This window comes from Botrimarina hoheduenensis, from assembly GCF_007859815.1.
Classification (GTDB): domain Bacteria; phylum Planctomycetota; class Planctomycetia; order Pirellulales; family Lacipirellulaceae; genus Botrimarina; species Botrimarina hoheduenensis.
This window is the reverse complement of record NZ_SJPH01000001.1, coordinates 505,462-528,284: the sequence shown is the minus strand read 5'-3', so window position 1 is coordinate 528,284 and position 22,823 is coordinate 505,462. Positions and strand designations below refer to the sequence as shown.

Sequence of the window (22,823 nt, the reverse complement as noted above, 5' to 3'; positions counted from 1 at the left end):
GCGCCGTGGCCCACGTGCGACGGCGGCAAGGCAATCGATAGCGAGGCACATGCGATGACCGGCAAGCAGCTCATAGCAACCGCATTTGGACTGTTTCTGGCGGTAACGCAGCTCGGCTGCAACGCCTGTCAGTCATGCCACGACTACGGATCTCCCGTGTCGGGTGCCACCTGCGGAGCCTGCAATCACGCGCGGGCCGGCAGCTATCCCATGGCCGGCGAGCCGCTGACCCGCCCAGGTGTGGAAGTTGCGGAGCGGCCGAAAACCGTCCGCTAGCGTCGCCCCGGATCTACTCGATCGTTCCGTCGGCGGGCTGACGGTAAGTGCGGTTGAAGATCTCCGGATCGAACTCGTCGCGTGGTTCGACCCGTTCGAGCGCTCTACCGATCTTTAGCGCGCTTTTTTGTCGTGGCGCGTAGGTCTCTTCGAGCGGATCCGACTCCAAGCGATTGCTGGTGATCGGCTCTTCGAGCGCCGCTGGCATGACGGCCGAGTCGTAACGCACCGGCGATCCCTCGGTCATCGGGTCGGTTGTTGCGTCTGTTCCCGCCGGCTCGGCTGCTTCCGTTTGGTTGTCGCGGGCGACCTGTTTAACCCACTGTTCGAGCGTGGCGATCCAGTCATCGCGGCGCGGCCCGCGGAAGGGTTGGCCGCCGGCGTGCGGTCCGCGTGCTGCCGCCAGCAACGGGCTACGATGCGGCTCGTTCGGATCGATTGCCGCCAGGACCGAACGCAGATTCAGCGAGGTTGAGCGCGAATCGGAGTAGCCGAAAAGCAGCCGGCGATCGAGCGCAAAGGTCTGATGGTTGGGAGCAGCCCGATCGGGCGCAACGCGATGGCAGCCGCCGGCCGTGCAGTTATTCACGAGCAGCGGTTGAATCCGGCGCGTGAATTGTTGAAGGCTTGCTTCGGATGTTTCGAGCGCTGCCGAAGGGTCGCCGTTGGCGGGGGCGTCGGTGATCGGAGCCTCGAAGGTTGCCTGCTCAACGCGTGAACGCTTTGTGCTGGGCACCCTCTCGCCCGCTCCGAGCGACTCGGCCCCGTCAACGGGGGGCAACAGCCGGGGCGTGGCCAGGCCCATGGCAATCCGTCGTCGCAGCGGTTCCAGCCGCGGATAATCTTGGGCGTACTTTTCGGCAAGCTGCAATTGTTCGTTGGCTTCAACAAACAGCTGCTGACGCAGGCACCACTCAGATAGCGTTGCGTGACGGTCTACCGCCCCGCCCGCTTTAAGCAGGTCGGCGGCCAGCCAGCGATAGGCATCGCGTGCGTCGCGAAAGCGTCCCACAACCGACGAACCGGGCACGCGAAGTTCTTCCCCCTCGGTGCGGACAATCCAGCCGCCGGCGTTTGGTTCAATCTGCCCCTGCAGGAGGTCGCCATGCCGCATAAGCAAGACCTCGGCCGCCGTGGGGGGGGAGATCAGCAGGCCGATTCCCGCCGCCAGCCACAAAGCGGCCCCCTTCGGAGGTGTACCGAAGAAGCAGAGAAGGGCGGTGATGGGGGGCAAGCTGCGCATAGGGCGCGGACCGTAGCGATCATGCCACTACGGTGTCAACGCCGCTGCCTACGGAGTCCTGGCCGCAGACCCCTCTGGCTAGTAATCTGAAGGGCTCGCCTGAACCTCAGGGTTCGCGGCGGGTCCCCCTCGGGGCTGTTCCTCCGATTCAGCTACAGTGCTGGCGACCGGTTCGACCGATGACGGACTTTTCCAAAATCGCCCGCCGCGTACGCTACGAGGGACGGGTTCAAGGGGTCGGATTTCGCTACACCGTTAGTGAGCTGGCAGAAAAGCTGGGGGTTTGCGGCACGGTGCGCAACGAAGCCGACGGCTCGGTTTTGTTGGACGCCGAGGGTGCCGCAACAGCCCTGGCGGAACTACAAGTAGCAATCCGCGCGCGATTTGGTGCCAGCATCACCACGGAGACCGCGGACGAGGTTCCCCTCATCCACCCCGACTCGATGAAAATTGTTCGCCAGCGGTGAGCGTGCCTCTCCGCGAACGGATGTTGAAAATTGCTTAACCGTTGACTCCCCGATCTTGACCATGGTTTTTCCTGTTCTGCCGCTGTCCGTTCCGCTGGCGAATGTCCAGCTCTGGACCACCCCGCTCTGGATCCTGTCGATCGGCGTGACCCTCGGGTTGGTGCTGCTAGCGGCTTTGTGGGGGATCTTTTGGCTGGTCAACCGGGGAGCCGCTAAGCAAGCCGCCTCGGCGGTCGCCGAAAGCGTGCTCGTCTGGATCCTTTACGCGGCGGCGGCGATCGCACTCTTTGGCGTCGTAGCCGCGCCGCAGATGCCGCTCGCAAAAGTGATGGACTCCCTGCGGCGGTTGCCCTCATCGGGGGAACGCACAGCGCTAGTGGTGGTCGAACCCCAAAGCATCGACCAAGAGGTTTCTTTCGATTTGGTCGCAGACGAGGTCATTGCTTATCGGATCGAGTCCGATCAAGACATCCGCGTGGCGGACGTCACCGGCGAGGCTTATCTGGCCCCCACGGCGATTGTCGCGGGAGATGAGCCCTACGCCTGGAACACCAAGAGCAAGCTCAAACGCGGCTTAGAAGATCGCGTCTCGAAACTCTACTTAACCAATGAAGGTGATGCGCCCGCGAACGTCTCGCTCAGCTTTACGAGCGAAGTTCTGGTGCCCGAGACCCGGCAGATTCCGGTCGTGGCCCTCAGCCTGGCAGGCCTGTTCGTCGTGTACGTTCTGCTCCGCTGGCTGACCCCGGGCATCTCGAACATCGCCGCGGCAACCGCCAAAGAAGCGGCAAATCAGCCGATTTACTTGCTGCTTATGGCGGGCGGAGCGGTCGCGCTCTTCTGCTACATCTACATCCCCTACAACACGTTCGGCGAAGACGTGAAGATGCTCAAAGACTCCGGTCTGAGCACGATCATGGTCCTCGCCATTCTGTTCGCGGTGTGGACCGCTAGCGTATCGATCGCCGACGAGATCGAAGGGAAAACCGCGCTGACGCTGCTCTCCAAGCCGATCAGCCGCCGGCAGTTCATTATCGGCAAGTACCTGGGCATCCTATGGCCGGTGGTGCTGATGTTCGTGCTGCTCGGTGGCCTACTGATGGCCTGCGTTTCGTACAAAGTGGTTTACGACTCGCGCGAAAGCTCGAACCCCACGCCCGAGTGGCAGCTATGCCATGCCGAAATGGTCGGCCTAGCTCCCGGCTTGGTGCTCGCGGGGCTCGAAGTCGCCGTGCTTACCGCGATCAGTGTGGCCGTCAGCACACGCCTGCCGATGCTGCCCAACCTGTTGATTGTGGGCTCGATCTACGCCGTGGGTCACCTGACACCGCTGCTCGTGCAATCGTCGATCGGCGAGAACGAGTTTGTGGCGTTCTTCGGCCAGTTGATCGCGCTCGTGCTGCCGATGCTCGATCACCTGAACATCCAGCCGGCAATCGCCGCGGGCCAAGCCGTGCCGGCAAGCTATCTGCTCGTCGCGACGCTCTACTCGGCGCTCTACTGCGTGATCGCGTTGCTGCTAGCGCTGCTGCTCTTCGAGGACCGGGACTTGGCCTGATGCCTGCGTCTGATTCCCGCGCCTGATGCCTGCCGGACCTCGTTCTGCGAGTCACGCACTAAGCGGCGTGGCGGAGCGTGGGGGCCGTGTCACCAAATGGCACGGCAAAGGGCCCGACGCGGCTCGATCCAACACCGTCCCAGCGATGGTGGGCAATCGCTTCGATGATGCAGGTTGCCACGGCGACCGCGTTGCGGCCTTGCTGCCCCGAAACCCGGGCCTCGGTGTGGGTGCGAATGGCGCGATCAAAATCGAGCAGCTCGTGCTCGATGGCGTTGATCGCCGGTGCCTTGTGCTCGGTCGTGACCAAGACATCCGTAAACAGGCCCCCCGCGACGAGCCGCTCGCGCTGCGAGGCCGTTACCGTCGCCACCGAAAACTGGCGCTGCAATACTTGTGACGAAGGACGAACCGTTTTTGCCGAGCCGGTGGCAAAGTCAAACGCGGTGTAACCGTCGTCGCTCCAGCACTGCATCTGACGGATCGGCTCGGGGCTGACGCGCGCGGCGTTGAGCTGAGCCACACACCCGTTGGCCAGCGTCAGCTGGGCTGCGGCTACGTCTTCGTTGTCTCCCAGCACCGAAAGGCCCTGCGCCGCCACGCTCACCACACGCGAGCGTGTCAACGACAGCACCAGATCGATGTCGTGGATCATCAGATCCATCACCACACCGATATCGATCGAGCGGAACGTGAAGCCGCTCGACCGCGTGGCCTGGATGAAGCGCGGAGGCTGAATCCCGCCGGGGACGGCGGACAACGCCGGATTAAAACGCTCGACGTGCCCCACTTGGAGCACGCACCCAGCGGCTTCGGCCGCGCGGACCATGCGGTCCGCCTCCTCGACGGACGGTGCGATCGGCTTCTCGACCAGCACATGTTTGCCCGCTTCCAGCAGAAGTCGGGCGGTTTCCGCGTGGGTGGCGGTTGGCGTGGCAACAACTGCCGCATCGATCTGATCGAGAACCGCCGCGACGCTTTCGACCGCGGGGGCACCTGTTTTTTCTGCTAACGCGGCGCGCGAGGCGGCGATCGGGTCGATAACCGCGACCAGGTCAAAGGCGTCCAGCTTGGCAGCGAGGTTGGCGTGGTAGCCGCCCAGTTTGCCGCAACCAACTACCGCGATACGTGTCCTGGCCATCTGCTTGCCTCAAAACTTCGACCGTTCTCGCACGAGCCCCCGACGCGGGAGAGAAGAACGCTAGTAGGGTAAATGCTGCGATTTATGCCGCGGCAGCGCGCTTCTTGCCGTCGCGTCCGCGGCCGTGGCGTCCCTCGGTCTGGCCTTCGATAAAGTCGAAGAGGTTCGCGACCGCGGGAGAAATCTTACCGCTCGACGAGAGCACGTCCTGTGCCGCTTGGACGCCAACTTTCGAGCGATAGATCAAGCGATGCGCCTCAGCAAGACAGTTGATGTCTTCCGAAGTGAAGTTGTTCCGCTTAAGCGCGACGATGTTGATACACCGCGGGCGGGCCGGACTGCCCTCGCACAGCATGTAGGGGGGCACATCGTGCAGAACGCGGCTCAAGCCACCGATAAAACTGAAGCTGCCAATGGTGGTGTAGTGATGCACCGCCACGCCGCCGGAGATCGACGCCCGGTCTGCCACATGAACGTGCCCGCCCAGCAGCGTTCCGTTGGCGATGATGATGTGATCACCCAGCTTGCAGTCGTGCGCAACGTGCGCGGAAGCCATCAGAAAGTTGTGGTTACCAACGCGCGTGATACCGTCTTCTTTTTCGCTTGCCCGGTTGATCGTTACGCCTTCGCGGATCAGGTTGCCGTCGCCGATTTCGACGAGCGTTTCTGCGCCGGAGTAGCTGATATCTTGTGGCTCGCCGCCGATGACGCTGCCCGGATAGATGACGTTATCACGGCCGATATCGACCCGGCCCATGATCGTCACGGAATTGATGAGCCGCGTGCCCGCGGCAATCCGCGCACCGGCACCAATCACACAGAGCGGTCCGATCTCGACCCCTTCGTCAATCTGGGCACGCGGATCGATCCAGGCGTTCGCTGCGATTTTAGTGGGCATCCTTGCCACTCCTTCGCTGGTGCGGTGCGTTGGCCCGCGGCGGGCCGATCCACAACGCATTCGTGGGGGTCTCTTAAGCTGAACGTCGCACGGACGGATGGTCCTGTTGCGGACCGGATCCGGGGGCCGTTTGGGGGTGAGTCGCTAGCAACGCCTCGACAAGATCGCCGTTGAGTCGATGGCCGCTGCAGCAGGCAACGATGTGCCCGATAATCGGCCGACCCGCCAGGGCCAAATCGCCAATCACGTCGAGGATCTTGTGGCGAACGCATTCGTCCGGGTAACGCAGCGGATTGTCGATCGGACCCGCCGCCGAATCCTGCCCCGGAGTGTCGCGGAAGATCAGCAAGTCTTGCGGGGTGACATGGCTGCCGAGCCCCTGCGCTACCAGTGCTTGGGCCTCGGATTCAAGCACAAAGGTCCGTGCAGGAGCGATTTCGTAGCGGAACGTTGGCTCATCGACCTCAACCACTAGCCACTGGCGTCCTACCGAAGTCGCGGCTCCATAGTCCAGACGGTACTCGATCGTGAGTCCCCGACCCATCGGCGGGCGAGCCTCGATCCAGCTTCGCTCATCGCCACAACGAACAGGCTTAGTAACCACTAACGGCGTCGCCACCGCGGCCTGATCGATAAAACCGACTTCGTCGATTGCTTCGATAAAGGGAGCAGCGGATCCATCGCAGCCGGGCATCTCGGTGGCCGTGACGCCGATCTCACAGTTATCAACGCCCAAGCCTGCCAAGGCGGCGAGCACATGCTCAACCATCGCGACTTCAGCCACGGGACCTTTGACGCCGGCATCGGCCAGCACCGTGCGACGTGTCGCGGGTAGCCGATAAGCAACCGTTGCTGGTGTGATCGCCCGACTCTCAACAGGGAAGTCGTCGCGCACGAAGTACCGACCGCTCCCCGGTGCGGCGGGGCGAAACTCGACACGCGAACGCTCGCCGGTCCAATAGCCACGGCCTTCTACCGTGGCGACTCCGGCGAGTGTCCGCTGCAAGCGCGGCGGGATCATGAAAAACAACTCCCTGTCGGGGGTGGCGTCTATCAAGAACGCCGAAGACGGAGAGGAGCCGACTCGATCAAGAGCGAGACGACTACCTCGATTCAACCATCGCCAACTCAAGCCCCAGCGAGTGCCGAGCTAAACGCTGCTCGGACCCTCGCAAGGGGGCTGAGGCACACCGCACATCGGGGTCAGCGAGGTGCCGTGCCGCGATTGGCCTGCTGCGAAGCAGCACGATTCAACAGCGCGAGCACGTCCGGAGTGATATCGATCTGATCCTGATAGTGGACCGCCTTGTTGATCGAACGCAGGATGCTCTCACGATTGTTGGGGTCAGCCTCATCGCCGTTGAAACGCAAGACGAGCGTGATGCCCTTGTTCTTGGCGTAGTACTTGATGGCCTGATCGACTTCGCGGTAGGTCGTGTAGTAGATGCTGGCCTCGCGCTCAACCAAGTCCTTACGCTGACGCGTGACCTGCACCTGCAGGTCAGCCTTCATCTTGACGATCTGGTCGTCGAGCTGATTAAACTCGGGAGATCCGGGCTTGAACGACTCGGCCTTCTGCTGTTCGGCCTGCATGATCTTTTGCTGCTCGGTCTTGAGCTGCGTATCGATCGCGCGGAAGTCCGCCTTCATGGCGTCCATCTCGCCTTTGTGCTTCTGGTACTCGTTGAAGATGTAGTTAATGTCGATCACCGCGACGCCCAGCTTTGAGGCGTTCACGCTGGTCGAGGCCTGAGCGGCGGCCCGCTGGCCTGCCGACACCGTCACCAATAGGGCCACGAGCGTGGCCAGCACCTGAGTCTTCACGTCAGCACTCCGTTGCTGCGGGGGAAAATCCTTTCGAGACCGGTTTAGGTGTCTCGACTTGGTCATCCGTGACCAATCCGACGCGGTTTCCGGCTCACATCGCTCGTGGCAAGCCGCGGGCGAAAGCGGGGGAGCCTCGCGGCGCGGACCCGTCGTCGTGGCGGGCATTCTGCCGACAACCGGCATAGCCGTAAAGAGCATTCGTGGGGACAGCCCGCATCCTTTACCCGATCACCCTGAGCCATCGGCAAGCAGTTACTTCAGGATCGTCAGTTGCAAGAAACCCTACCGGCCCTGCCGTGGACGCCTTAGAATCGCTGCGAGTGCCTCTCAGCCTGCTTTTAACGGCCAGGGAAAGGCCGCGTCGCAGTCGGATGGTGCCGGTGAGGATGGCGGCCCCCCTCACCGTCCGAGGCCTCTCCGGCCGAGCCGCTGGCTTGCCAAGGTACTTCGGCAAAAACTTTTATTTCGCTGCTATCAGTCCCTCAGCAAGACAGCTTCACCGCTGCACCTGAACTCGTCGCCCGCTTTCCGCCCCCTGTACCCTGACCCGCGCCGGGTTTTCCGGCGAAATGTTGTCGTGGCTTCCCTGTTTGTTATTCGCGGTCGAGACCAAGGGCAACGCTACGTTCTTGACGAGCCCGAGTTGTCGATCGGTCGCGTCGGCGAGAACCGCATTCGCCTGCACGACACCGAGGTATCGCGTGAGCACGCGGTGCTGGCGGCCGTCGGTGACAGCTACATGATCCGCGACCTCAACAGCTCCAACGGCACGTTTGTTAACGGCAAGGCGGTGCGTCAGCGCACTCTGATTAGCGGCGACCAGGTGCAATTGGGCCGCACGCTGATGCTGTACACCGGCGATGGTGACTCGGTCATCATGAGCCGCGACGAGCTAGATATCGTGGCCACGGCCGACCGCGACGACGGCGCTCGGATCTTGCAGTCGATGAGCCAGGCCGAGGGGAGCGACCTGCTCGCGACCCCCGCCAACCAAACCCAGAGCCCCTGGCTGGCGCGGGCGCGGAGCAATCTGCAGCTCATGTACCGCACCGCGTTGGCGGTCAGCCACACGCTCGATATTGATCAGCTGCTCGCTCGCATCATGGACATGATCTTCGAGTGGGTGGAGGCCGACCGGGGCTGCATCCTGCTCAAGGATGAGCACACCGGCGAGCTGCGCCCGCGGGTACGGCGTGGGCGGGACGGTGCCTTAGGCGAAGGCTCACAAGGCGATAAGCCGGTCTCACCGATTGCGATCAGCCAAACGATCCTCGAGTACGTGGTCAATCGTCGCGAGGGCGTGCTAACCAGCAACGCGGGCGACGACAGCCGCTGGGACCCCGCGAAGAGCATTATGCGGATGGGCGTCCGCGAGGCGATCTGTGTCCCCATGCAAGGACGCTACGACCTGGTGGGCGTCATCTACATCGACACGCTCATCACGCCCAAAGAGATGCTCGAACGCCGGAGCGTCAACAAATTCGGCGAGGAGCACCTGAAGCTGATGATCGCGATCGCGCACCAAGCGGCGCTCGCGGTGGAAGACACGTCGCACTATCAAGCGATGGTCCAGGCCGAGCGATTGGCCGCAGTGGGGCAGACCATCGCCACGTTGTCGCACCACATCAAGAACATCTTGCAGGGAGTCCAGGGCGGTACGTACCTGATCGAACAAGGCATAAGCCGCCACGGCAAAGCCTTAGGGGCAGAAACCCCCGACCTCGAAGCTGCTACCAAGGCCGTCGAGATGCTCCGCCAAGGCTGGGGGATCGTCGAGAAGAACCAGGACCGCATCTCTGCCTTGGTGCTGGACATGCTCACCTACAGCAAAGAGCGTGAGCCCGACCCCGAGCCCACCGAGCTGGGCGACCTCATTGAAGACGTCGTGCAGATGATGCAGGCCCGGGCGGGCGAGGTGGGAGTCACGCTGCGGCGTGATCCGGGACCGCCCACGCCCACGATGATGATCGATCCTGAAGCCCTGCACCGCGCGTTGCTGAACTTGGTCAGCAACGCCATCGATGCGTGCGAGGACACAACCGATGGCGTTGTGTGCGTCTCGGTCGAGCTCTGCCCCGAGGAAGAGGCGCTGCGTATTACCGTGCGCGACACCGGCCACGGAATCGAGCCCGATCAACTCGAAGCCATCTTCTCCGCGTTTGTCTCGAACAAGGGTTCGCGTGGCACGGGGCTGGGCCTGGCCGTGACCCGCAAGACGGTCGAAGAGCATGGCGGTTCGGTTACGGTGACAAGCGAAGTCGGCAACGGCAGCACCTTTACCATTGAGCTGCCGATGAGCCGTGCGGTCGATCCTGAGAACGGTCCCTCGCCTAGCGCAACCTTCATTCAGCCGGGGACCTAACCCCCCGCCCAGGACGTTCTGCTCCTTGTTCGATCTCAAGCGAATCAGCGAATGCGCGCTGCTTGCTTCCCTGGAGCATCACGCGCAGATCGGCTCGACCAACGACCGGGCGAAGCAGCTGGCGGCAGCGCCTTCTGCCACGGAGTTGCCGATGCTGATCCTCGCCGACACACAAACGGCGGGGCGAGGGCGCGGCGAGAATCGCTGGCAATCCGCCCCCGGTGCGCTAACTTTTAGCCTCCTACTTGACCCCCAACGGCACGGTATCAGCGCGGATCGGCTGCCCGCCGTCTCAATAACAACCGCCTCGGCAGTTTGCGACCTGGCAGAAACCTTGGCGGGCGTTGAGCTGAAGATTAAGTGGCCCAACGACGTGGTCGATCAACACGGGCGGAAAGTCGCCGGCATCCTGCTCGAAGCTCCGCGGAGCGATCGCCTGGTGATCGGCGTGGGGATCAATCTGCATTCGGCTCCTCTGCTCAGCGCTACGCCGTTGCCCCTCGCGGATCGCGCTGAGGCGGTACAAACAAGGAGCACCGCGGGGCAAGCGGCGGCGGCTTTGCCGGGGCGGCAGGCGGTATCGCTCGCCGAGCTAGCGACGGGCACTGCACTGGACCCAACCATCACTTTGTGCACGTTGCTGGACGCCTTCAAAGAAGCCTTGGCCCGCCTGGCACGCAACGACGCTCTGCTGTGGAGAGAGTGGAACGGACGCAACGCCTTAGGCGGCCGCGAGGTGACCCTCGGCTCTCACGACGCCCGCCACACAGGGGTCTGTGAGGGGTTCGCCCACAACGGTGCCCTGCGGCTGAGCGAGGGCGAAACCATCCGCGAGCATCTGGCAGGAACGGTGCTAGCGGTCCGCTAGCTCAGGATAACCCGCCACGACACCGACAAACGGATTCTCGCGCCGCTCCTCTCCGATGGTCGTGAGTGGTCCGTGTCCCGGATAAACCGGAGAATCATCGGGCAAGGGAAAAAGCTCGTTGTGGATCGAGGCGATGAGCGTGTCGGTATCGCCATCGGGAAAGTCGGTTCTGCCAACGCCGCGTCGGAACAGCACGTCCCCCGCCAGCACGTGAAGCAGGCCGGCGTTTTCTAACAAGAAAGTCACGTGCCCCGCCGAGTGGCCGGGGGTATCCCGCACTTGCCAGGTCATGCCCGCGGCCTCGTAGTCTTCACCGCCAACAACGGTCACATCGGCCGGGGGGCTGAGCACCTCAAAACCGTAGTTGGCCGACAGATTGCCGACCGGGTCCGTCAGCTTGCTAGCATCGAAGCGGCCGATCACCAGCGGTGCCTCGGGCCACCGTTGTTTCAGAGCGCCGTTGCCGGCGATATGGTCGGTGTGGCCGTGCGTGCAAAGAATCGCGGCGGGGACCAGCTGCTCGGTTTCCAGGAGCTGGACGATCGTCCCCGGCTGAAGGCCCGGATCCACAACCACCGCCTGAGAGCTGCCGCTGAGGGCAAAGACGTAGGTGTTTTCGTCGAAAGGCACGGAAATGACCCGCCAGACCCGTAGGCCATCGGCGGCGTAGATCGATTCGACGGGGGATGATGCCATAGGGACAAAATAATCCGAAAAGAGGGTCGTCTGCGAAACTAGGGCGAGGAAGGAAACCGCCCGCTTGGGATCTCTCTTCACCTCATGCGGAAAACTTGCGTACCATACGCCCCACGACGGGAAGGCCTCCGGCGACCCCCCCTGCCAACGGGGCAATCGCGAACCAACCCGCCGGCAGCTGCGTTTTTAGCGAATGCGCTCTGGTCGCTAAGCCGCGAGGGCACCGAGCCAGCTCGGCACCAATCTCGGCTTGGAGCCCAACGGATGGCATCCGCTAATAAGGACTCGATCAAACTACGACTCTAACGGACTAAGTCGCCAAGGGGCAGCCGCCCCGCCCGACCCGATCACTTAAGCGGCACAGGCTCTTTTTAAGTTTAACCCTGAACGACCCTCAGGCCGGAAATCTACGGATGTCTGTTTACTCCCTTACCACCTTGGCCCGCACCGGCACTCTGCCACTGGTTGTCTGTTTCATGGCAGCTACTTGTGTTGCCCAACAGATTACGCAACCGGTTTATCGTGTGGCGGGCACTGCCCAGCAGGCGAGCCCTCAGGCCGCCGTTAACCGTTCTCCGCTCACCCCTGCGGTGGCGATCGAGCCGTTTTATGGGAGCAACGGCATCGATGCCCAGGTGCTGCCCGCGTCGGCCAACGCCCCCGCCTGTCCGTTTGATCTGGAGCAGCGTCCGGGAGAGCACCCGCTGATGCCCTGCTTGCGTTTAGCACAGCAAGCCGCGAACGACATCCGCACCAGCGTCAGCGATTACTCCGCCACGCTCACCAAGGTTGAGCGTCTGAACGGCAAGCTTGGTGATCCCCAGCAACTGGAGATCCGCATCCGCCACCAGCCATTCAGTGTTTACACCCGCTTTATCAGCCCCAACCAGGGACAAGAAGCGCTCTACGTCGCGAACGAAAACAACGGCAAGCTGGTCGCGCTGGGAGCGGGTTGGAAACGTAACTTCGGCAAGGTCAAGCTCGACCCGGACGGCTCGATGGCGATGGATGGCCAGCGCTATCCGATCACCAAGGCGGGCATCTTGAACCTGACCGAAGAATTGGTCGAGATCGCCGAGGCGGACACGAAGTATGCAGAGTGCACCGTTACCCACGCGTCGGCCCGCATCGCGGGTCGCGACGCGACCATGATCGAGGCGATCCACCCCGTGCCGCGCAAGAACTTTCGCTTCCACAAAGCCCAGATCTTCATCGATAATGAATTTCGGATGCCGATCGCGTATCGTGCCTACACTTGGCCAACCCAGCCCGGTGGCGAGCCCCTGCTCGAAGAGCAGTACGTGTACACGAACCTGAAGATCAACAACGGCTTCACGGACGCGGACTTCAATCCCGAGAATCCGAACATCTTCCGCTAACAGCGGGCAGCTGGCAGCTGGCAGCGACATGCCGCCCCGCCGGCCCCCAATTTGTTAACAACGGGCCGCAAGCCGCTACGGTTTGCGGCCCGTTTTTTTTGCGCGGCCGGCGTGGGGGCCACCGGGGGGGGCCTTCATCTTGCGGCCGGTCTTGGCTTCCAGGTAGCGCGGGTTATCCGACTGGCCGGTCATCTCGTACAGAAATCGACTGGGCAACGTGTCGCGCGACTTGCCCCATTTGCGTCGTGTTAGCGCTAGCGACAGGGTCAGTTCATCGCGTGCCCGCGTCACGCCGACGTAGGCGAGGCGTCGCTCCTCGGCGATCGCTTTTTCTCCGTCATCAATCGACCGCTTGTGAGGGAGAATCGTCTCCTCCATGCCAACCAGGTACACGTGAGGAAACTCGAGGCCCTTAGCCGCGTGGAGCGTCATCAGCGCCACGGCGTCTGACTTGAGCTGGTTCTCTTTGTCCTTCGAGTCGTCGCGATCGCCCGTGGCGATGTCATCCAAGAAGTCGCCGAGTGTCGCTCGGTTGTCTTGCTTGCTATCGAACGCGGCCGCCGCGTTCACAAGCTCTTCCACCGCGTTGAGGCGTGCTTCACGCTCCTGAGCATCGGGATACAACCTTGTTAGCTCATCGCGGTAGCGAGATTCTTTCACCACGCGGTAGACAAGCTCTTCCACTTGCCCGGCCTGCTGGGCCTGTTTGCGCCAGCGTTCTACCATGTCGCGCAACTCAATCACGCCGCGCTCAGCCGCCTCGGAGAGCTGCGGCAACGCGCGGCCCCCCGCCAGCACGCGCCACAGGGGCTCGGCGCGCTCGACAGCCGCCTCGACGAGGCGTTTGCGGGCACCATCGCTGATGCCTCGTGGCGGGGTATTGAGCACTCGCAGCAGCGAGGGCTCATCGTCCGGATTGACGGCCAGCTTGAGATAGGCCATCAGGTCGCGCACCTCGCGGCGATCGTAATAGCTCATGCCGCCGATCAGCACGTAGGGGACCCCGGCCGAGCGCAGCTCGGCCTCGAAGGCGCGGGGCTGTTCGTTCGTGCGGAACAGGATTGCGAAGTCCGACGCTTTCAGCGGAGCCGCACCGGTCCGTACAAACCGCTCCCGTTCTTCGCCCGCTAGGCGCCAACCTCCCTGCATCAGCCGCTGCCGGAGGTCGTTTACGATCGCCTTGGCTTCGTCTTCTTCGTTCTTAAATTGCAAGATGCGCGGTCGCGAGCCGCCGGTGCGGAAGGGCCGCAACCGTTTCTCGTGCCGCTCCGTGTTGAAGGCGATCAGCGTGTTGGCGTACTCGATGATCGGCTGGCGGCTGCGATAGTTGTCTTCTAAGCGTACGACCTTGGCGTCGGGCCAGTCTTGCTTGAAACGCAAAATGTGAGCGACTTCCGCTCCGCGCCAGGCGTAGATCGATTGATCGTCGTCGCCCACCACGCACAGATTACGATGGCCCATCGCCAGCCCGCGCACCACTTCATACTGACTCTGATTGGTGTCCTGATACTCATCGACCAGAACGTGATCGAACCGACCCGCCTCCGCGCGACGGATCAACGGGTGCTCGGTAAACAGCCTGGCGGTGAGAAGCAGCAAGTCATCGAAATCGATGGCACCGGTCTTCTTGAGGTTCGCCTGGTAACGCCGGTACGCCACCGCGGCCAGATGCTCGCGATCGGTCTCGGCAGTCGAGGCTGCCTCGGAGGGCAAAATGGAGCGCATCTTCCAGCGGCTGATGGCGGCCAGCAGGTCGCCCGGCCGCAGCGAGTCGGCCGGGGCACGGATCTCGCGCAACGCCGAACGGGCGTGCGACTCTTGGTCGCCGCGGTCGGAGATCGTAAACCGCTCGGGATAGCCCAGCACCTTGGCGTGCCGGCGCAGGATGCGCACGCACAACGAGTGAAACGTGCTGATCTCCGGCCGTGGTGCGTCTTTCGGCAGTTTTTTGCGGCGGCCCTTGAGCAACTGCCCGGCACGCTCCTGCATCTCGCCCGCGGCCTTCCGGGTGAACGTGACCGCCAGGATCCGTGACGCCGGCACCCCGGTGCGGATCAACTCGGCAATGCGGAACGTAACCACGCGGGTTTTACCCGTCCCCGCACCGGCCAGCACCAGCAGTGGCCCGCGCAGCGTTTGAACGGCGTCGTGCTGGGCGGGATTGAGAGGGGGTGAAGACACAGCGGCGGGGGCAAGCGGGCAGGGGTGGGCCCGTGTGTGAGGGGCAAGCTACGGGGGGCGGAGAGCGGCCCGGGCCGCTGCCGGGGGGCTGAGAGCTTACGCTTTCGCCGCCCAAGCCGCAGCGGTCCGTCTTCCGCGGCATCGCCCGTCGCCGTACCATAGGCCCTTTGCGAGAAAACCTATTCCCTTCGACACGAAGCAAGCGATGGATTCGGAACACCGCCACGAACTGGAAGAAAACGTCCTGGCTAGCTGGCTGGAGCGCAAGATCGAAGCGATCAAGCCCCAGCTCCCGCTGATCGCGACGGTGCTGATCGCCGGTGCGGCCGCTCTGCTGGGCTGGTCGGCCTACAAGGCGTCCAATCAAGACGCCCGCGGAGCCCGCTGGCGCTCGTTCACGGTCGCCATGGAAGGTCCCAGCCCGAGCCTTGAGGGGCTCAAACAAGCCGCTCTGGATCACCCGGGCACGGGCGTTGAAGAATGGGCCGAGGTCACGTGGGCCGACGGCCGGCTGTGGTTCGCCGCGAACATGTACCTGCGGCAACGCACCCAGGCCGTCGAGGCGCTGGCCGAAGCTAAAACCGCCTTCGAGAAGCTGCAGTCCGCCAAAGAGCCCGAGGTCGCCGATCGGGCGACCTACGGCCTAGCGCGGGTTCTGGAAATGGAGGGCAACCTTGATGCCGCCCGCGAGCAGTACGGCCGGGTTAGCGGTCCCTTCGCTCCGCTCGCCGAACAGCGGGCTAAAGAGCTGAGATCCGACCGGGTGGTGGCAGACTACCGCTGGATCGCCGCCGCCGGTGAAGATACCGAGCAGCTGGCCACCGACGAGGTTCGCCCCGACGCGGAACCGGACGACATCGCCATGCCCAGCGAGAAACCGGCCGAAGAAGCCGCAGAGGCCGATCTCGACACGCTGCTCGAGCAGTTTGCCGCCCCCGACGCGGAGCAAGACGCTTCCGAAGAAGCCGCTCCCGATGAAACCGATCAAGAAGCAGCGCAAGACGCGGCTGCCGATCTCTCGACCAAGTGAGCGATCCCCAGCCGGCTGACCACGCCAACCTGATCGACGGGGCAGCATCGCCGAGCGACGATGACAGCGACGAACTGCTCGCCCCGGTGGCTGCTACCGATGCGAGTACGGACTGGCCACGCGAGTTTATCGCTGACGAAACCGCGATCGACCAGCGGCTCGACACGTTTCTCACGCAGCGCTTGAACGAGTTCAGCCGGGTCGCCATCAAGCGCTCGATCGACGCCGGTCATGTGCTCGTGGCGGGCGTCCGACAGAAGCCCGCCTATCGGCTGGCTGCGGGAGAGGCGGTCCGCGTCGAGCGGCTTGAGCCCGGCGCTGCGGGCCCGGCCCCCGAACCGATCGCCATCGATCTGCTGTACGAAGATGACGATCTCGCGGTGGTAAACAAACCGCCCGGCATGGTGGTCCATCCGGCAAAGGGGCACTGGTCGGGCACGCTGGCTAGCGCGCTGGCGTACCATTTTGGCGAGGGCTTGAGCCAGCGGGGCGGTCCCACTCGGCCGGGCATCGTCCACCGCCTCGACCGCGACACAACGGGCGTGATTGTTGTCGCCAAGCACGATCGGGCGCACGACCGCCTCGCGGCCCAGTTTGCTGAACGGACTGTTACAAAAAAGTACTTGGCTTTGGTGGCGGGCGTGCCCGACCGCGACGCCGACGTGATCGAGGAACCGATCGGTCCCCATCCGTCACTCCGCGAAAAGATGGCGGTCCGGCGCGACCATCCGGACGCTCGTGCCGCCACCACCACGTACGAAGTGCTCGAACGGTTCCGTGGCTTCGCCCTCGTGCGAGCCACGCCCAAGACGGGCCGAACCCACCAGATACGCGTCCATCTGGCGTTTGCGGGCTATCCGGTGCTGTGTGACCGGCACTACGGCAGCCGGAGCCGTATCACGCCCGGCGAACTCCACGGCCGGACCGACGTTGGCGAAGAAACGCCGATCCTGACCCGGCAAGCTTTGCACGCGCACCGGCTGAGCCTGGCCCACCCCACGACCGGGGAGCCGATGGCGTTCGAGGCCCCTCTGCCGGCCGACTTTGAAGCGGTCCTCCGCTCGTTGCGCGGCTAGCAGCCAAACCGGTGTTTGCAGGCAGCGGTGCGGGCGATAGCATGCCGCGCAATAGCCCGTTCTGGGGGGACCGCACGCACCACAGCCAGCGATCCTTCCCTACCCCTTCTCAGGAGGATTCATCGTGGGATTGCTTAGCGAATTTAAAGCCTTCGCCATGCGCGGCAACGTCGTTGACATGGCGGTCGGCATTGTCATCGGCGGTGCCTTTGGTCAGATCATCTCAGCACTTGTCGATAAGATCCTAATGCCGCTTACGGGCGCATTAACGGGTGGCGTCGATTTCTCGCAGAGATCATCAAAGTTAACGGTTCCTGGTCTCGAGGAGCTTAATCTTCCTGCTCCCGAGATTGGCTGGGGTGCTTTTGTGCAAGCCTCGATCAACTTTATTATTGTGGCGTTCGCCTTGTTTATGGTCATCAAGGTGATGAACTCACTAAAGAAGGCGGAAGAAGCGGCCCCTCCCGCCGCACCGCCGGAAGACGTGCTCCTGCTGCGCGAGATCCGTGACGCGCTCAAGAAGAGCTAAAGACGCACTCGATCTCTCCCCCGTCTGCGGGGGAGAGATCTATTCCGCGGGCATCTCGCTGCCCGCAGCCCGATGCCCGCGGCCGATTCGCACCCGGCCCTCGGCCAGCTTGACCCGTCCCGCTTGCAGCAGGCGGAGTACGTGCGGATAGGCTTCCTTTTCGGCCTCGAACACGCGGTCCGCGAGCGTGTGCGACGTGTCGTCGTCGAACACCGGCACGGGCATCTGCCAAATGATCGGTCCCGCGTCGTACTCGTTATCGACGTAGTGAACCGTTAGGCCGGTCACTTTGCAGCCGCGCGCGAGGACCGCCTTGTGAACGCGGTCGCCGTACATGCCTTGCCCGCCGAACGCGGGCAAGAGCGACGGATGAATGTTCACCACTCGGCCGATAAAGTCGTCCGGCACGGGCGTGAGCTTCAGCCAGCCCGCCATCACCACCAGATCGACCCCCGCGGTGCGGCAGCGTGAGAAGACGGCCGCACCGAACAGCTCGTCAGAAGCGTAGTCTGGGCGCTGGACGACCGAATGCGGAATCCCGGCCGCGGCGGCGTGCGCCAAGCCGCCCGCCTTGTCGCTGCTGGCGATCACCAGCGCGATCTCGACGGGCAACTGATCTTCAGCGATCAGCTCGATCAAGTTTTTCAGTGTCCGACCGCCGCCGGAGATAAGCACCGCGATTTTCAAGGCTTTACCGAGGGAATCGGGGCGGCGGAAATCGGGACGGCACGAATCGTAAGCTGCGCTGTGGCGTCGCCGATCTGGATCGCGAGCGCCTCGGCACCGGGCAACGGTTCGAGCGATACCTCGTTGGCAAGGGTTTCGTTCGCAACGTAGGTGCCGTGCTCCGCGACCGTCTTGCGCAAGATTTCCGAATCGGTCACGAGGCCGATCGCGATGCGATCGGTAAAGTCGCAGCCGATCTCTTTGCGGCGGTCTTGGATGGCACGCACCAAGTCGCGGGCGAGTCCCTCGCGCACCAGCACGGGGGTCAGCTCGGTCGAGAGCACGACGACCACGCCCCGATCGTTCGCGGCGGCCCAGCCGGGCTTCGCCTTGATCCGCACCTCGACCTCTTCGGGGAGCAATTCCACCGCTTGCCCCTCGACGCTCAGATTGATTCGGCCGTTGTCACGCAGGTTGGCCAGTAGCTCGGCGCCGCTCTGCTGATCGAGTGCCTGCTTGACCTTGGGCATCAGCTTGCCGAGCTTCTTGCCGAGCAGTTTGAAGTTGGGGAGCACCTCGTGCTCGACGTACTTGTCGGGTTCGTCGGAAAACTCAACCGCCTTGACGTTGAGCTCGCCTTCGATGACCGCCCGATGCTCTTCCAGCCACGCTTGGTGCTCGGTGCTGGCCAGCACGACCTCGACCTTCGCGAGCGGCTGACGCACCTTGAGCGACGCCTCGTTACGGGCCCGCAAACCGAGCGAGGCGATCAGCCGCACGAGCGCCATCCGCTCGGAGAGCTCCGCGGCAGCCAGATCGACCTCGGCGTGGGGATAGTCGCACAGGTGAACACTCTGCGGAGCACGCGCGCCAAACACGCTCGCCAGATTCCGCCAGAACGTCTCCGCCAAAAAGGGCGTGAACGGGGCGATCAGCTTGCTGGTCTCGATCAGGCACTCGTACAGCGTCCAGTAAGCGTCGAGCTTCTCGGTCGCACGTTTTTCTTTTGCCCAGAACCGTTCGCGGCTGCGGCGAACCCACCAGTTGGACAAACCATCGACAAACTCGGTGATCGCCGCGCAGGCACCGAAGTTGTCGTAAGCGTCCATCCGCTCGGTGACGGCCGCGACGGTGCGGTTCAGCTCGGCCAGAATCCAGCGATCGAGCTCGTCGCGCTCAGCGACGGGCCGATAGCTCTTGGCCGCGGCGAACTGCGCCGCGGTGAGCGGCGTGGCCTCTCCTGCCCCCGGGGGGGCCGGATTGGCGGAGGGGTCTGTAGCGGGTACCCGGGTGGCCCCCTCCCCTAGCCCCTCCCCCTGCGGGGGAGGGGGATTTTTATTGCTTGCTGTCTCTGTAGCGCCCGCCTCTGCGCCCGTTTCTACCGCGGGGTCGAAGCCGTCGATGTTGGCGTAGATGACGAAAAAGCTGTAGCAATTCCACAACCGCAGCAAGAACTCGGGGATCGAATCCTTGATCGCCTGCTCGCTGTAGCGAATCGAAGTCCACGGGGGCTGGTTGGCGAACAGGTACCAGCGGAGCGCATCGGCTCCGTACTTGTCGAAGATCTCGCGCGGCTCGCGATAGTTGCGCTTGCTCTTGGACATCTTCTGCCCGTCCTCGCCCAGCATGAGCCCAAGAACGATGCAGTTGCGGAACGGGTGGGGTAAGGCGGGCACCTTTGGGCCGGCCGGATGCGTGTTCGCTTCGGCCGCTTCGCCCCATAGCATCGTGCTGATAGCGAGCTGGCTGTAGAACCAGCCGCGGGTTTGGTCGAGCGCTTCGCTGATGAAATCGGCGGGAAACTGGCTCGCGAAGCGCGCCGCCGCGTCGTTCTCGCCTCCTCCAAGGGCCGAGGGATTGGCGGAGGAAGACTTAGCGGTTGCCCGGGTGGCCCCCTCCCCCTGTCGGGGAGGGGAACTCTTGGTGCTGCCATCGTCCGGTTTGCCGAGTGGCTCGCCGCGGTAGCCCCACTGCGCGAACGGCATCGCGCCCGAGTCGTACCAGCAGTCAATCACCTCGGGGATCCGCCGCATGCGGGCCCCCGGCTTGTGGGGCGAGTCGTACGTCACCGCGTCGATGTACGGCTTGTGAACGCACAGATCGTCGGGCAGCGTGGGGTCGGCCGCCTTGGCGGCCTGCCAAACGTCGAGCCCCGCGACGCCCGGCTTGGCGAGCAGCTCGTCGTAACCGCCGATCGCTTCTTGCTGGCCGGTGGCTTCGCACTGCCAGATGGGGAGCGGCGTACCCCAGTAGCGTTCGCGGCTGAGGGCCCAGTCGACGTTCGACTCGAGGAACTTGCCGAACCGGCCCTCTTTGATATGCCCGGGGAGCCAGTTGATCGCCTCATTATTGGCGAGCATCTGGTCCTTGAACTGCGTGGTGCGGATGAACCAGCTCTCGCGTGGGTACTGAATAAGCGGGTCCTCTTCGGCTCGCCAGCAGAAGGGGTAATCGTGCAGGTACTGTTCTTGATGGAACAGCAGCCCGCGCTCTTTCAGATTACGGTTGATGTCCTTGTCGCAGTCCTTGACCCAACGGCCGCGCACGAACTCGGGGGCCTCGTCGGTGAACTTGCCGTCGGGGCCTACGCAGTTGATAAGCGGCAAGTCTTGGCCGGTTGCTTGACGTTGATCGACGAGCACTTCGTAATCGACTTCGCCAAAAGCGGGCGCTTGGTGCACGACCCCCGAACCACTCTCGGTGGTGACAAATTTGGCCCCGACTACTTGCCACTCATGCGTTCGATTCCTCGCGTGGTAGCAATTAAACGGCGGCTTGTACCGCCGTCCAACAAGCTTCGCACCGAGGAAGGTATCCACGACCTTAAGCGTCTTCTTGGTCTTGGTCGCGATCGCTTCGATCAAGTCCTTAGCGAGAAGGAGTGTTTCCCCCTCGTCTTCAACCTTGGCGTACTCAATATCAGGATGCACCGCTGCGAACTGATTACTCGGCAGCGTCCACGGAGTCGTCGTCCATACCAGAAGTGACGTATCGGTCTCGTTACCGTCATCATCAAGCAGCGGGAACTTCACGTACACGCTGGGGTCGGCGACTTGCCGATAGCCCTGCCCCACTTCGCCCGCCGACAGCGCCGTGCCCCCCTGCGCCCACCACCAGACGATCTTGTGCCCCTGATACAAGAGGCCGCGGTCGAACAGTTGCTTGAGGCTCCACCACACGCTCTCGACGTATGACTGGTGGTACGTGACATAGGCCTCGTCCAGGTTGACCCAGAAGCCGAGCCGCTCGGTGAGCCGTTCCCACTCTTGCATGTAGCGCCAGACACTCTTCTGGCACTTTTGGATGAAGGGCTCAACGCCGTAGGCTTCGATCTCCTCTTTGCTGTGGATGCCCAGCTCTTTGCAGACCTCCACCTCGACCGGCAGGCCGTGCGTGTCCCACCCCGCCTTGCGCTCGCACCGGTAGCCGCGCATCGTTTTGTAGCGCGGGAAGACGTCTTTGATGGCGCGCGTCAGGCAGTGGCCCGGGTGGGGCATGCCGTTGGCCGTCGGCGGGCCTTCGTAGAAGACAAACGGCGGGGCCCCGTCGCGCCGGTCGAGCGACTGCTGGTAGATGCCCTGCTCTTTCCAGAACCGGAGCACCTCTTCTTCTAGACGCGGAAAGCTGACTTGGCCGTCGACAGGCTGGAACATACGCGGAAGGGTCGCCTGACCAGCGGGGAGGCTGCCAGCGATCGCATCGAAGGGAGGGGGAGACGGGACAAGTAAGTCCGCTATTGTCCCCGCCAGCGACCGCGTGCAAAGGCCTCGCCCCGGCTGAATCCTCTCAGGAAGCGTTCCTGTGCGAGCTGAGGCCCCGCGCTGCCCTCCGCCAGACGCCTCTGCCAGCTTGGCAAACGCGGCGAGCGCGCGGCGTTTCTACCGGGAGCCCGTTACGCTTGTCGCGACAAGAATCGACTACTGACGGGGGAAGAACCGTTACTCGTCGAAGTCATCGTCACCCGAGAAGCGGCTGCCGGAGGATTTGGAGTCGTCCGCCTCATCCTCATCGTCGTCGAGATCCCCCTCTTTTACGTCGGCATTGACGTCGAACTCCTCGCCCTCTGAGTCCTGGAACTCGGGACCAAAACCGTCCTCTTCTTCTTCGTCGTCCCAGTCTTCTTCGAAGTCGTCGTCGAACTCGTCGTCAAAGTCGTCGTCATCGAACTCATCGAACGGATCGCTCGAGGCCTCGACCACTGCCAGCGGGCGGTCCGCCTCTCCGCTGAAGTGGGGCGATTCTTCTTCGCCGGCAGTCGCTTCGTGCGTGCCAACCCCGTCTTGCGAGCTGGGGCTGCTGGCCGGCGGCGTGGGCCTGCTGGCCCGTGGCGTGGGCCTGCTGGCCGGTGGCGTGGTTTCGCCGGGGCTGCGGGGCAGCTGATCTCCCTCCTCGGGGGCCAACCCGCTCAGCGGGGCGCTGTGCGGAAGCGTTTCTCCCGGCGCGGCGGGGAGTGGTGACGGCGAAAACGTGGGCGACGAGATCGTCGTGGAGGCGAGCATGGTCATCGATCGGATCGGGGTCGTTAACTTGGTCTCGGGCGGGCAGACAACAGGCGTCTTCCCCCACCGCATCGCGGTTGAGGTTAGTAGCATAACCAATCGCCACGCAATTGGTGGTTGACGGGCC

The 22,823-nt window shown here is 63.4% G+C and carries 19 protein-coding genes; 9 read left to right on the top strand and 10 right to left on the bottom strand.

Features of this window, described 5'->3' with window-relative positions:
• The first annotated feature begins 54 nt into the window (after window positions 1–54).
• Window positions 55–276, top strand: coding sequence for a hypothetical protein (locus Pla111_RS02010; protein ID WP_146570859.1), 222 nt, complete (start codon window positions 55–57; stop codon window positions 274–276).
• A gap of 13 nt (window positions 277–289) precedes the next feature.
• Here Pla111_RS02010 and Pla111_RS02005 read toward each other — a convergent pair whose 3' ends face one another.
• Complete coding sequence (locus tag Pla111_RS02005; RefSeq protein ID WP_197524675.1) at window positions 290–1,519, bottom strand: hypothetical protein; 1,230 nt, start codon at window positions 1,517–1,519, stop codon at window positions 290–292.
• 179 nt (window positions 1,520–1,698) lie between these two features.
• Between Pla111_RS02005 and Pla111_RS02000 the strand changes: the two genes are divergently transcribed.
• Window positions 1,699–1,986 carry an acylphosphatase gene (locus Pla111_RS02000; RefSeq protein ID WP_146570855.1) on the top strand — a complete coding sequence of 96 codons (288 nt, stop codon included), beginning with the start codon at window positions 1,699–1,701 and terminating at the stop codon, window positions 1,984–1,986.
• A 61-nt stretch (window positions 1,987–2,047) separates the two neighbouring features.
• Window positions 2,048–3,544 (top strand): ABC transporter permease, encoded by a 1,497-nt coding sequence (locus Pla111_RS01995; RefSeq protein WP_197524674.1) that lies wholly within the window; start codon window positions 2,048–2,050, stop codon window positions 3,542–3,544.
• A gap of 58 nt (window positions 3,545–3,602) precedes the next feature.
• On the opposite strand, the gene Pla111_RS01990 is transcribed toward Pla111_RS01995, so the two are convergent.
• The 4 genes from Pla111_RS01990 to Pla111_RS01975 all read right to left on the bottom strand — a co-directional run bounded on the left by Pla111_RS01990 (window position 3,603) and on the right by Pla111_RS01975 (window position 7,407).
• Window positions 3,603–4,685, bottom strand: coding sequence for a Gfo/Idh/MocA family oxidoreductase (locus Pla111_RS01990; RefSeq protein ID WP_146570853.1), 1,083 nt, complete (start codon window positions 4,683–4,685; stop codon window positions 3,603–3,605).
• A gap of 82 nt (window positions 4,686–4,767) precedes the next feature.
• The gene (lpxA, locus tag Pla111_RS01985) at window positions 4,768–5,583 is read right to left on the bottom strand and encodes an acyl-ACP--UDP-N-acetylglucosamine O-acyltransferase (protein ID WP_146570851.1); all 816 of its coding nucleotides are present in this window, start codon (window positions 5,581–5,583) and stop codon (window positions 4,768–4,770) included.
• A 73-nt stretch (window positions 5,584–5,656) separates the two neighbouring features.
• Complete coding sequence (locus tag Pla111_RS01980; protein WP_146570849.1) at window positions 5,657–6,604, bottom strand: UDP-3-O-acyl-N-acetylglucosamine deacetylase; 948 nt, start codon at window positions 6,602–6,604, stop codon at window positions 5,657–5,659.
• Between the two features lie 182 nt (window positions 6,605–6,786).
• Complete coding sequence (locus tag Pla111_RS01975) at window positions 6,787–7,407, bottom strand: OmpH family outer membrane protein (protein ID WP_197524673.1); 621 nt, start codon at window positions 7,405–7,407, stop codon at window positions 6,787–6,789.
• A gap of 580 nt (window positions 7,408–7,987) precedes the next feature.
• Between Pla111_RS01975 and Pla111_RS01970 the strand changes: the two genes are divergently transcribed.
• The gene (locus Pla111_RS01970) at window positions 7,988–9,772 is read left to right on the top strand and encodes an ATP-binding protein (protein WP_146570845.1); all 1,785 of its coding nucleotides are present in this window, start codon (window positions 7,988–7,990) and stop codon (window positions 9,770–9,772) included.
• Window positions 9,773–9,797: 25 nt separating this feature from the next.
• Complete coding sequence (locus Pla111_RS01965) at window positions 9,798–10,640, top strand: biotin--[acetyl-CoA-carboxylase] ligase (protein ID WP_197524672.1); 843 nt, start codon at window positions 9,798–9,800, stop codon at window positions 10,638–10,640.
• On the opposite strand, the gene Pla111_RS01960 is transcribed toward Pla111_RS01965, so the two are convergent.
• The gene (locus Pla111_RS01960; RefSeq protein WP_146570841.1) at window positions 10,626–11,336 is read right to left on the bottom strand and encodes an MBL fold metallo-hydrolase; all 711 of its coding nucleotides are present in this window, start codon (window positions 11,334–11,336) and stop codon (window positions 10,626–10,628) included. The two genes, Pla111_RS01965 and Pla111_RS01960, sit on opposite strands and share 15 nt — an antisense overlap.
• A 413-nt stretch (window positions 11,337–11,749) precedes the next feature.
• On the opposite strand from Pla111_RS01960, the gene Pla111_RS01955 reads away from it, so the two are divergent.
• Complete coding sequence (locus Pla111_RS01955) at window positions 11,750–12,715, top strand: DUF1571 domain-containing protein (RefSeq protein WP_146570839.1); 966 nt, start codon at window positions 11,750–11,752, stop codon at window positions 12,713–12,715.
• A 75-nt stretch (window positions 12,716–12,790) separates the two neighbouring features.
• On the opposite strand, the gene Pla111_RS01950 is transcribed toward Pla111_RS01955, so the two are convergent.
• Window positions 12,791–14,896, bottom strand: coding sequence for an ATP-dependent helicase (locus Pla111_RS01950; protein WP_146570837.1), 2,106 nt, complete (start codon window positions 14,894–14,896; stop codon window positions 12,791–12,793).
• A gap of 205 nt (window positions 14,897–15,101) precedes the next feature.
• Between Pla111_RS01950 and Pla111_RS01945 the strand changes: the two genes are divergently transcribed.
• From Pla111_RS01945 to mscL, 3 genes are all read left to right on the top strand, one after another.
• Window positions 15,102–15,926, top strand: coding sequence for a tetratricopeptide repeat protein (locus Pla111_RS01945; protein ID WP_146570835.1), 825 nt, complete (start codon window positions 15,102–15,104; stop codon window positions 15,924–15,926).
• A complete protein-coding gene (locus Pla111_RS01940) occupies window positions 15,923–17,002 on the top strand; it encodes an RluA family pseudouridine synthase (protein WP_231930572.1) in 1,080 nt (359 codons plus the stop codon). The genes Pla111_RS01945 and Pla111_RS01940 overlap by 4 nt, the downstream gene beginning before the upstream one ends.
• A 124-nt stretch (window positions 17,003–17,126) precedes the next feature.
• Window positions 17,127–17,531, top strand: a complete 405-nt coding sequence (gene mscL, locus Pla111_RS01935) for a large-conductance mechanosensitive channel protein MscL (RefSeq protein WP_146570833.1) — start codon at window positions 17,127–17,129, stop codon at window positions 17,529–17,531.
• A gap of 39 nt (window positions 17,532–17,570) precedes the next feature.
• Here the strand turns inward: mscL and purN are convergent, their stop codons facing one another.
• From purN to Pla111_RS01920, 3 genes are all read right to left on the bottom strand, one after another.
• Window positions 17,571–18,206: a phosphoribosylglycinamide formyltransferase gene (purN, locus tag Pla111_RS01930; RefSeq protein ID WP_231930569.1), complete on the bottom strand. Its 636-nt coding sequence runs from the start codon at window positions 18,204–18,206 to the stop codon at window positions 17,571–17,573.
• Between the two features lie 8 nt (window positions 18,207–18,214).
• A complete protein-coding gene (locus tag Pla111_RS17090; RefSeq protein WP_197524671.1) occupies window positions 18,215–21,850 on the bottom strand; it encodes a class I tRNA ligase family protein in 3,636 nt (1,211 codons plus the stop codon).
• Window positions 21,851–22,135: 285 nt separating this feature from the next.
• Complete coding sequence (locus tag Pla111_RS01920; RefSeq protein WP_231930566.1) at window positions 22,136–22,789, bottom strand: hypothetical protein; 654 nt, start codon at window positions 22,787–22,789, stop codon at window positions 22,136–22,138.
• Window positions 22,790–22,823 lie beyond the last annotated feature (34 nt).

Bases quoted from the DNA above. Each gene is read 5' to 3' on its own strand.
- Pla111_RS02010 (WP_146570859.1), top strand. From the start codon at position 55: ATGACCGGCAAGCAGCTCATAGCAACCGCATTTGGACTGTTTCTGGCG.
- Pla111_RS02005 (WP_197524675.1), bottom strand. From the start codon at position 1,519: ATGCGCAGCTTGCCCCCCATCACCGCCCTTCTCTGCTTCTTCGGTACA.
- Pla111_RS02000 (WP_146570855.1), top strand. From the start codon at position 1,699: ATGACGGACTTTTCCAAAATCGCCCGCCGCGTACGCTACGAGGGACGG.
- Pla111_RS01995 (WP_197524674.1), top strand. From the start codon at position 2,048: ATGGTTTTTCCTGTTCTGCCGCTGTCCGTTCCGCTGGCGAATGTCCAG.
- Pla111_RS01990 (WP_146570853.1), bottom strand. From the start codon at position 4,685: ATGGCCAGGACACGTATCGCGGTAGTTGGTTGCGGCAAACTGGGCGGC.
- lpxA (WP_146570851.1), bottom strand. From the start codon at position 5,583: ATGCCCACTAAAATCGCAGCGAACGCCTGGATCGATCCGCGTGCCCAG.
- Pla111_RS01980 (WP_146570849.1), bottom strand. From the start codon at position 6,604: ATGATCCCGCCGCGCTTGCAGCGGACACTCGCCGGAGTCGCCACGGTA.
- Pla111_RS01960 (WP_146570841.1), bottom strand. From the start codon at position 11,336: ATGGCATCATCCCCCGTCGAATCGATCTACGCCGCCGATGGCCTACGG.
- Pla111_RS01955 (WP_146570839.1), top strand. From the start codon at position 11,750: ATGTCTGTTTACTCCCTTACCACCTTGGCCCGCACCGGCACTCTGCCA.
- Pla111_RS01945 (WP_146570835.1), top strand. From the start codon at position 15,102: ATGGATTCGGAACACCGCCACGAACTGGAAGAAAACGTCCTGGCTAGC.
- Pla111_RS17090 (WP_197524671.1), bottom strand. From the start codon at position 21,850: ATGTTCCAGCCTGTCGACGGCCAAGTCAGCTTTCCGCGTCTAGAAGAA.
- Pla111_RS01920 (WP_231930566.1), bottom strand. From the start codon at position 22,789: ATGCTACTAACCTCAACCGCGATGCGGTGGGGGAAGACGCCTGTTGTC.